The sequence below is a fragment of the Acinetobacter sp. USHLN143 genome (assembly GCF_037145695.1).
Lineage (GTDB): Bacteria > Pseudomonadota > Gammaproteobacteria > Pseudomonadales > Moraxellaceae > Acinetobacter > Acinetobacter fasciculus.
Genome location: NZ_JBBCWZ010000097.1, coordinates 1 through 8,285 on the forward strand (window position 1 = coordinate 1; position 8,285 = coordinate 8,285).

Below are 8,285 nucleotides of genomic sequence, written 5' to 3' on the forward strand. Positions count from 1 at the left end.
GATTGAATATTTAAAAGCAGATTGGCAAGGTTTAGCAGATGTACAACTTGCGACACTAAACTGGGTAGATTGGTTCAATAAAAAGCGTGTACACAGTGCACTGGGTTATGTGTCGCCTTTTGAGTTTGAAGCAATGTACTATGATAAGATTAACCCGTTAGGTCAGGTGGCTTAACTTAAATAAAAAAGTCTCCGACAAACCCGGTACGGTTCAGTAACATCCATTCAGGTCATCAGACGAAGATTAATCTGAAATTTAAGCACTAAACGCCATAAATCTATGTATGGGCAGACTTTTTTGAGACATATGTTGATAAACATGCGGCAAGTTACATTGCTTAAAAGTCTATCTAAGTTAACGATCTATTCAATTCTGGATAAGTAATCTGAATATTACGATCCTAAATTACCCGAAGAGTATTAAGATTTCTAAGAATCGTGATTGTTGGTTTATTTGGGAAATTAATCAGTGGATTGAAGCAAAGATGATGGCTCATTAAGGATTGTGGGCTTCGACTACTTAAATTTTAGGTATTTTGAATAAAGCATATTTCAAAAATCTTAATTAATGGATTTAAATTACCATAAAAACCTTCAATATTGGCTTGAATCCATTGTTGTTGAGAGTCAATGCGAGACCAATCAATACCATAACCACAATGAGCAATCAGATGCTCAAAGAAAATCCGTTGTGTACGTCCATTACCTTCACGGAATGGGTGTATGACATTAAGCTCACAATACAAGTCGGCAAGTTGAGGAATCAGTTGTTGTGGTGCTAAGCCTTGAAAGTATTTTTTTTCTTGAAGCGGTTTGAGTAGTTTATTGGTTTCAATTTCAATACGGGAAAAATTACAAAAACGGGTGTCACCTTTGGAAATATCGATTTGTCTTAACTTTCCTGCCCAGTCGTATAAGTCGCCAAAGAGCTGCGCATGAATTGATTTTAAGTATTGTAAGTCGTAAGGTGGTTCAGCATATTCAATTAAGTTACTTGCCAATCCAGACAGTTCTAGTTCAGCTTATTCTAAAATTTGTTCATCATGAATATTGAGTTTGTTCTTTAGGATATTTGTGCCAGGGTAACAATACAGGCTGTCACCCATTTCCCCATATTTATCCATACATGCACCTGACTAAGTTTCGGGTTGCGAATACTTCTTATATTTTTGCAAGATTTCAGCTTTACTTTGTTGAGTTGTTTGAGCTGTCGTTGTAATGCCTTCAAGCTTTAGGCTGGCTTGATAGTTTTGCGCACGTGTCGCTTGAATATATTTTTTTTTCTGTTCAGTGGTTCTGAGCATTTCGAAACTCCATTGATGCTACACGTGAAGTAAGTATAGCAGAGAATCTTTTTGATCAATGCTGCATACACAGCATTTCAAAATGTAATACAACGGTATTGTTTCATGTAATAACAGAAAACTAAAAAAAAGTGGAAGAATTTTTAAAATTTAGACCACCCATGATAAGTAAACCATATGTATTTGTTGATAATTGTAATTTTGAGAAAATTTAGTTGATAAATTAAATGAATTTTAATATACAAAGATATGCTCATTTTTTATATCGATAAAAATGTTAAAATTTGACTATTTAGTAAAAAATATAGAGATATTTATGGGGCAATTTATCATGCCCTTTTGCTTTGAGCGACAAAATGTTCAATTTAAGATAGTAAAAATTAACTCAGAACTACTGAAAATCAAAAAGATTAAACAGAGCCAGAAAGTAGTAGTACAAGCAAAGTTCAAAATAATCTATGTGAAAATTTGGCAAAAAATATTGCTATTAATGCAAACGGAGCCATGCTTACGTGTACATTCTAATTATGTTGCAATCTTACAGTTGATACATAATCTTGATGATTTTATCGAAAAATCACAGCAACACTTGTGCTTTGAGAGAAAAGCTCAGAAAGAGCTGGATGCTAAATTTTTTGCTAGATTTTTTAAGCTGACAAAGAGTTCAATAAAAGATCAACTTTTACCAAATTGTTCAGATCGTAATGAATTTAACCAATGCAATTTGATAAAAAATTAAGCGAAAGCGAATATGCCAAAGATTGAAACAGAAGAGCAATTCTTAGATTTAGCAGAAAAATTCCAAAAAGATTATTGTTTATTACGCAATCATGTTGTGAATACACAATTTGTCGATCTATCAGATGATTTACGTGAAAAAGCCCATGCTCTATATAAGGAAGCACAACAGATATATGGCTATATATCTAGTTCTAGACAATTAGGTAAATATTATTATCTAGCTTCTTTAAGTTATTTTGCATGCCCGACTACTAGTAATACTCAAGAGCTGTCGTCTGAACGTTATTTGATTCTACAAGCGAGTTTTTTAACATATCGGCAGTATCAAGAATTTGCAAAAATTGATAAAGCTGAGAATAAGCAAAAACATGTTTGTGATCTCTTTCGCTATGTATCACGATATGTTCTGGATTCTAATCATGCTGAATTATTTCAAGAATGCAGTGAGCTACTAAATCGCTATGTCATGTACGAACGTAACTTGAAAAAGGAGGATCGTAATCAACTTTTTAATATTAAAGATTTCAAACAAGTACAAGCCATAGAGTATTTATCGGCTCTATTAATAATTTTTAAAAGACTTGATGATCGTCGTGTTGTTCATCGTCAGCGTAAGTCAAAAAAAAGTAAAGTTTTGCAATGGCCGACGAAAAATGAACTCAAAAAATTTCGTGAAATTAAAACGGGTAAGCAAGTAGATATTGGACATAACGCAAAGATCAGTATTTATGATGCCGCTCTTCACAAAGATGAAGAGGGTGAAGTTGATCTATTAGATCCTGAAATGGAGTTTTATTCAGAAGATGAAAAGTCTAAAAATTTAAATTATATACTCAGCGATAATGCGACGCATCTAATGCGGCATCGCCAACGCCGTCATGCTCCTTTTGTTACAAATCCACATTATTTGGCGCCAGATATACTGAAGCAAATTGTTTATGTGTTGAGAACCGAGTTATCCGGGCACTGGAGGGATGCTGCAATCGCTGCAGCATGTTTATTGTCACTTTTGACGGGATTATCACCCGTCGCACTGATGGATTTTAACGAGCTTATTCAAGATGGAATTTTGATCCAGAATGGTTCAAGTAGACGTCGCGAATATTTACTCAAATTAAATCTTAAAATTACAGAGCAGAAGATTAAGAGCTTAAATCATGTGCGGTGGAATGAAGTGATGACACATCAACTACATTTACCTTCTGCTTGGTTTGACTATATAGAACAAGCATCGAATCCACTAATTTCATCAACACACATTAATACGAAACTTAAGAATTGGCTTGATAATCGGTTTGTAGGTTCGATCACTGTAGAAAAACTGCAGGCTCAATTATATTTTCATATATATTATGAAACATATAATGAATATCTTGCTCATGTAATTGCTGGGCGGGATAGTCAGCATCACATGCCTGGTATCTATTATGGCGGGCTACCGAAAACTCAACTCAGTAGCACATATCTAGCCTTTTTAGAAAAAGCACTTACACCACATTCCACACATTTTACTGAAGACACGGCTGAACTAAAAATATTGCAACAACAATTCAAAGTGCAATCTGCATTATCTATAGGAAGGATAGGGAGCCAACTGGCACTTGAACCCAATTTTGTGAAAGAGCAATTCCATATTTTACATAGACATTGTCACGAAAACATCCAAGAAGATAAGCACATTATTAATCAACTTAATGCATATGCGTGTTGGATGTGGCATATCAGTTTGTTGAGTTTGGCAAGTCGGCCTAAAAAAAACCTGTTGGGGAATTTGGATGATTATTGTGTTGAGCTCAAGCTTTTATATGTGAATGATAAAAAAAATAGTAAAGCAAGAAAAGATGGTCGTTTTATCCCTTTATCTGATTTTTTCATAAAAACACTGCAAAATTACACTGCCTTTTTAGAACAAATTATTGAAGCGTACGGTTCATTTTTTAGACAAGTCTTTGCAAAGAAGAAGATAACTGTAAATGATCTTTTTGGTAAGGTCATTTTTAGTAAAGATATCTTGCCGATAACTGTCAAAGAATGGCAGAGCAGGAAAATTAAGTTAATCCCTTTATCGAGAAAATGGGTGAATTCATATATGCAAGGAGTCTTTCCAAAGAATATGTATTCGAATTGGTTACGTCATTTTGACATGAACTTTTTGATGCATGAGCAGCAAGAGGGTAAACCAGCATTAGCTTTTCACTTAATTCAGGCCCTGTATGGTCATGACCAACGTGACCGAGAGGCTTTTCATCCGCATTCTTCACTTATCCCGAATGTCTATGTACAGCAAGCCCGCCAGCAATTGCAAGATAATGTCAAATCTTTATCGATTAAACACTTAGAGCGAAAATAGTTGTATGCAAAAAATCAAAGAACTAATAAAACCACAACTAGATGATCTATTTGTTGATATTCATAAAATGGTGAAAAAGTCGCTAGATAGACAGCCTTCTCCACCTGAAGTATTGACGAAAGAAATGCAGCAAAAACTTGATCAGCAGATCGCTGAAAAATGGCATGACATTAAAGATAGTGTTGATTGTTTGAGTCAAAAGTTGAGCCGAGACGAACAATCAAAACTGATGCAATTTACTGAAGATGAATTTAATAAAAGAAGGAAGCAATTCAACCAGAATGTAGATAAAAAATCATACAGAATTAAGCTAAATCCACATACTAAACGGATCGTACTGCCTAGAAAAATTGAGAGTACAGAGTCACGGTTAGAACAGGGGCATCTACATATCCATGTACTTAAGGAATTAAGGCAGTATTGGCAAGATTCATTTGAATATTGGAATGAACCAAAGTACTTATGGGGAAATTTATGCTTAAGTTTTATATATATTTCAGGCTGTGCAGATGAACAGCATTTGATTGCTATTCAGAAGCAATTGCAGGAGGCCATTGAGCTTGGTACAGATCTGAATTGTTTTCGGTTATACCATTCGGACTACAAAAAAATCACTAATCCATTGTTACTACATTATCGTGTTGAAAACTCTCAATATGGCAACGATGTAGAACAGGGAAAGTTGTACCAATGGAAACATGTTTTTTTTAACCCATATGCGCAGTTCATTTTGCAATATTTAAAAAAGTTGAAAGCTACTCAGAAAGAATTTTGTCTGCAACATTCAGTTGAAGATTGTATTTTAGAAAGCTTGAGTAAGATAGGCAGGAAAAAAAGTCTTGGGGATCTGCAATATCAAATTAAACGCCGTGGATTTCGTGCATTTAATGATGTGCAAATGGTACTCGAATTTAATCCAAACCTCAGCATAGATATATTTTTGAGTAATGTGCTTCAGCAAGAGATTAATACTGTTGCTTTAAGGCCATCCGAATTTAGATTGCTGTGGAATAATGATTACAATCAAGTCACAGAACCAGATAATCGCCCTATTCATTTTGAACAAGAGCAGTTACTTCCTGAAGTTCCGACTGTTCAAAGCAAATTACAAACGATTCCGTATGAGTTGATGTTGTTTGGTCAAAAGAAACGTAAAGGTCAAAAAGTTGAGCGTTTAGATAAAAAGAGGAATAAAGAAGAACGCACGCTACGTTTTTGGCAAGAAACTAGAAGGGTGTTAGAGGAGAAGATAGTTGATGCTAATACGGAGGAAAAGTCTTTAATTGATGCTCAACTACGCTTAATTCACTGGTTAATGCATTTAAAAAAACGAGGGCTTCAATTATCAACTATTGAAAGCTACTTAGGATCGTTTGGCAAAGAATTTATATTTGAGATTTGGCTCAATAAATTAGATTTAAAGCAACAATCCATAGATGACTATGAGGATTTATATCGGCAGCTATTGAAATACAGCAGTGAACGTGATGAAAAAGCAGTTCAACGAGATTCGGTGAAAGGAAAAACCTCTCGTAAGATGCACCAAAGCGCAGAATACCGTTTTGGTCGCCTAAAAGATTTTCATCAATTCTGTATAGAGAATTATGATGCTCCAGGGGTATTGGTGTTACAGAATTCAAGTTTTAAGCATTTACAAATTTGCAATGCACGGCTAGTGAGTCCTTTGCTATTTGGCAAATTATTGGAAAAACTAGAAAATTTAAGTCAAGAGCCAACGGCATCAGAGTGGGTCGATCATCTGAGTTGTTTAAAGCTGATGTATTTACTAAGTTATAGAACTGGACTTCGATTAAATGAAGTTCGTTGTCTTAAAATACAAGATATTATTTGCCCAGAGCTACTTTATAAAGAAAAAGAAAATACAGTTTTTAATAATATCACGCTTCATATCCAAGACAATTCATATCGCCGTCTGAAAACGCGAAGTGCGAATCGTCAAATACCATTGAAAATTGCATTGTCAGAACATGAGTTTTTAGTAGTACAACGTTACATACAACATCGTTATGAGCAATATTTGGTTAATCAGCAGGATGATCTACTTTTTAGTGTGAATCATCGTGTATTAACTGATCAATGTATCAGCAAAATTACAGTAGATTTGTTTAGTCAAATATTAGGTATGCATCATGGCTTTAGTTTTCATACATTACGCCACAGTGCTGCTAACTATCTAGCAATAACTTTGCTCGGTTCAAAAGAAATGATCAAGACCTACACAGATTGTCCTTGGGTAAAAGCAAAAAAGATGAGGGATTTATTGTTTGGTATGAAAGCACGTGCTCAAGAAGAGATTATTCAACATAAATGGCAGGTGCTCGCCTCTTGGATGGGGCATAGCAGTATTGAGCAAACGGCTTCAAATTACCTTCATGTTTTGGATTTATTAGCAGTCGATCGAATTTATAATTCGCCGTGTATCATTTCAAAAAAAGTATTAGAACAGTGTTTTAGTCCAGTGAAGTCAAGTACAGACTACATAAACCTAAATCGTTATACTCAGCAGCAGAAATGGTTTAATTCTTATCAGCAAACACAGCCAGTTACGATGGCTGGCCGACAAGAAAAGAAGTTTAGTATAGAGAAGAGTACTCTGACACCTTTTCAACGTTTGATAAGTTTTAGAGAAGGTCGTTTAAGCGAAGATACCCAAGCTCAAGAATGGATGCAACGATGTCAATGGATGAGCACTAAATGGATGGATCGCCAAAAATTTAATTTAAAAACGAATTATGTTTATAGTAAGAATTTAGAAGAGAGTTGGTTTGATGAACTTTACGAAAAGGCTAAAAAACTGACTCGTCCAGATGAAATAATTCCTCTCCTTGATTTTCATTATAAAGATGATAGGCAGCAAGATGCACTGAAAGAAAAGAACATGGTTAAGGCGCTTAAAATATTATTATTATTTGGAAAACTGCGTAAGAATTTTCTACATTTTCAATGCCGAATGAAAGGTGATGAGCAACAAATTGTTAATTTTATTACTGGTATAGAGCCAATGTTAGGAGATCATCTGTATTTAGAAAAACAAAACTACCCAGTTAATTTGGATGCTCCTGAGCGAACCGTTAAATTTAGTTTTCAAAGAGTTGTCGGCTCTAACAAAAAAAATGTTACTCCGCTGGTTATATTTAATTTAATGTTAAAAATGATGCAAAAAGATGAACTCTGGATCAAATAGCCTAAGCATGTTAAAGGGGAATTGTTTAGAAATTTCCCTGTTTATAAGTAAACTGCCTTTATGAAAAGCACCATGCTGACTTGGATTAATAAGCGGAATGTAGTATCACAGTTTGATCGCTGGATTTACGAAAATGGTGTGAAGATTAGCGGTATGGTAAATCGATGAGCTAAAGTGTTGTAGTCCAAACTCGATCTGACAATTACCCATTTTTTAGTGTGCCCGTCAGGTTAAATTTGAACTGAATTTTTCTCAGCCCAAATTCATTTCCAATCAAGTTATGTTTCAAGTGGCGTGCGAACACTGCACAATTTAATTCACGGTGCCTAAGACAGGTATCAACTTCGGACCAGCCATTCTAGCTTTGCTAATGATTTCCACCAGCTCATCATAAGTCAGTTCAAACTTATCCTCACTATCAAATACATAGACCATATTCTTGCCTTCATGTTCAGGTGGAGTAGGTGGTACAAATCGTTTCGGGATAAGAATTTGTGCGAGTTGTTCGTCAGTTAATTTAAATAAGTGCATGTTTTTATCCTACTCTTGGTAAGTCAGACCATTTGGTTAAATATGAACCGTACCGGGTTTGTCGGAGAGTCAATATTCTGAGATGAGAAGCATTGCTTCGCAAGACGTAGCGAAGCGTAGTGTCCCGATGACAAAATTAAAATATACCCCTGAA

7 protein-coding genes and 1 pseudogene are annotated in these 8,285 nt (G+C 35.0%); 5 read left to right on the top strand and 3 right to left on the bottom strand.

Annotation, left to right across the window (positions count from 1 at the left end; translation table 11 throughout):
* Positions 1-175 (top strand): integrase core domain-containing protein (locus WFH18_RS15830; RefSeq protein ID WP_031978883.1); only part of this gene is annotated, 175 nt, incomplete at its 5' end.
* A gap of 352 nt (positions 176-527) precedes the next feature.
* Here WFH18_RS15830 and WFH18_RS15835 read toward each other — a convergent pair.
* Both WFH18_RS15835 and WFH18_RS15840 read right to left on the bottom strand, forming a co-directional pair.
* Positions 528-1,124: pseudogene (locus tag WFH18_RS15835) on the bottom strand (putative adenosine monophosphate-protein transferase Fic).
* A gap of 12 nt (positions 1,125-1,136) precedes the next feature.
* Positions 1,137-1,304: a YhfG family protein gene (locus WFH18_RS15840; RefSeq protein ID WP_002125865.1), complete on the bottom strand. Its 168-nt coding sequence runs from the start codon at positions 1,302-1,304 to the stop codon at positions 1,137-1,139.
* A 274-nt stretch (positions 1,305-1,578) separates the two neighbouring features.
* On the opposite strand from WFH18_RS15840, the gene WFH18_RS15845 reads away from it, so the two are divergent.
* From WFH18_RS15845 to WFH18_RS18570, 4 genes are read left to right on the top strand one after another with little or no spacing between them, the layout of a single operon-like run.
* On the top strand, positions 1,579-2,043 hold the full coding sequence (locus WFH18_RS15845; protein WP_000911011.1) for a hypothetical protein: 465 nt from the start codon (positions 1,579-1,581) through the stop codon (positions 2,041-2,043).
* Positions 2,044-2,055: 12 nt separating this feature from the next.
* On the top strand, positions 2,056-4,395 hold the full coding sequence (locus WFH18_RS15850) for a hypothetical protein (RefSeq protein WP_002058482.1): 2,340 nt from the start codon (positions 2,056-2,058) through the stop codon (positions 4,393-4,395).
* 4 nt (positions 4,396-4,399) lie between these two features.
* Complete coding sequence (locus WFH18_RS15855) at positions 4,400-7,600, top strand: site-specific integrase (RefSeq protein ID WP_002046149.1); 3,201 nt, start codon at positions 4,400-4,402, stop codon at positions 7,598-7,600.
* A gap of 60 nt (positions 7,601-7,660) precedes the next feature.
* Positions 7,661-7,768 (top strand): hypothetical protein, encoded by a 108-nt coding sequence (locus WFH18_RS18570; protein WP_372551473.1) that lies wholly within the window; start codon positions 7,661-7,663, stop codon positions 7,766-7,768.
* A 144-nt stretch (positions 7,769-7,912) separates the two neighbouring features.
* Here the strand turns inward: WFH18_RS18570 and WFH18_RS15860 are convergent, their stop codons facing one another.
* Positions 7,913-8,131: a hypothetical protein gene (locus WFH18_RS15860; protein WP_000550047.1), complete on the bottom strand. Its 219-nt coding sequence runs from the start codon at positions 8,129-8,131 to the stop codon at positions 7,913-7,915.
* Between the last annotated feature and the right edge of the window lie 154 nt (positions 8,132-8,285).

Bases quoted from the DNA above. Each gene is read 5' to 3' on its own strand.
- WFH18_RS15855 (WP_002046149.1), top strand. From the start codon at position 4,400: ATGCAAAAAATCAAAGAACTAATAAAACCACAACTAGATGATCTATTT.
- WFH18_RS15850 (WP_002058482.1), top strand. From the start codon at position 2,056: ATGCCAAAGATTGAAACAGAAGAGCAATTCTTAGATTTAGCAGAAAAA.
- WFH18_RS18570 (WP_372551473.1), top strand. From the start codon at position 7,661: ATGAAAAGCACCATGCTGACTTGGATTAATAAGCGGAATGTAGTATCA.
- WFH18_RS15840 (WP_002125865.1), bottom strand. From the start codon at position 1,304: ATGCTCAGAACCACTGAACAGAAAAAAAAATATATTCAAGCGACACGT.
- WFH18_RS15845 (WP_000911011.1), top strand. From the start codon at position 1,579: ATGTTAAAATTTGACTATTTAGTAAAAAATATAGAGATATTTATGGGG.
- WFH18_RS15860 (WP_000550047.1), bottom strand. From the start codon at position 8,131: ATGCACTTATTTAAATTAACTGACGAACAACTCGCACAAATTCTTATC.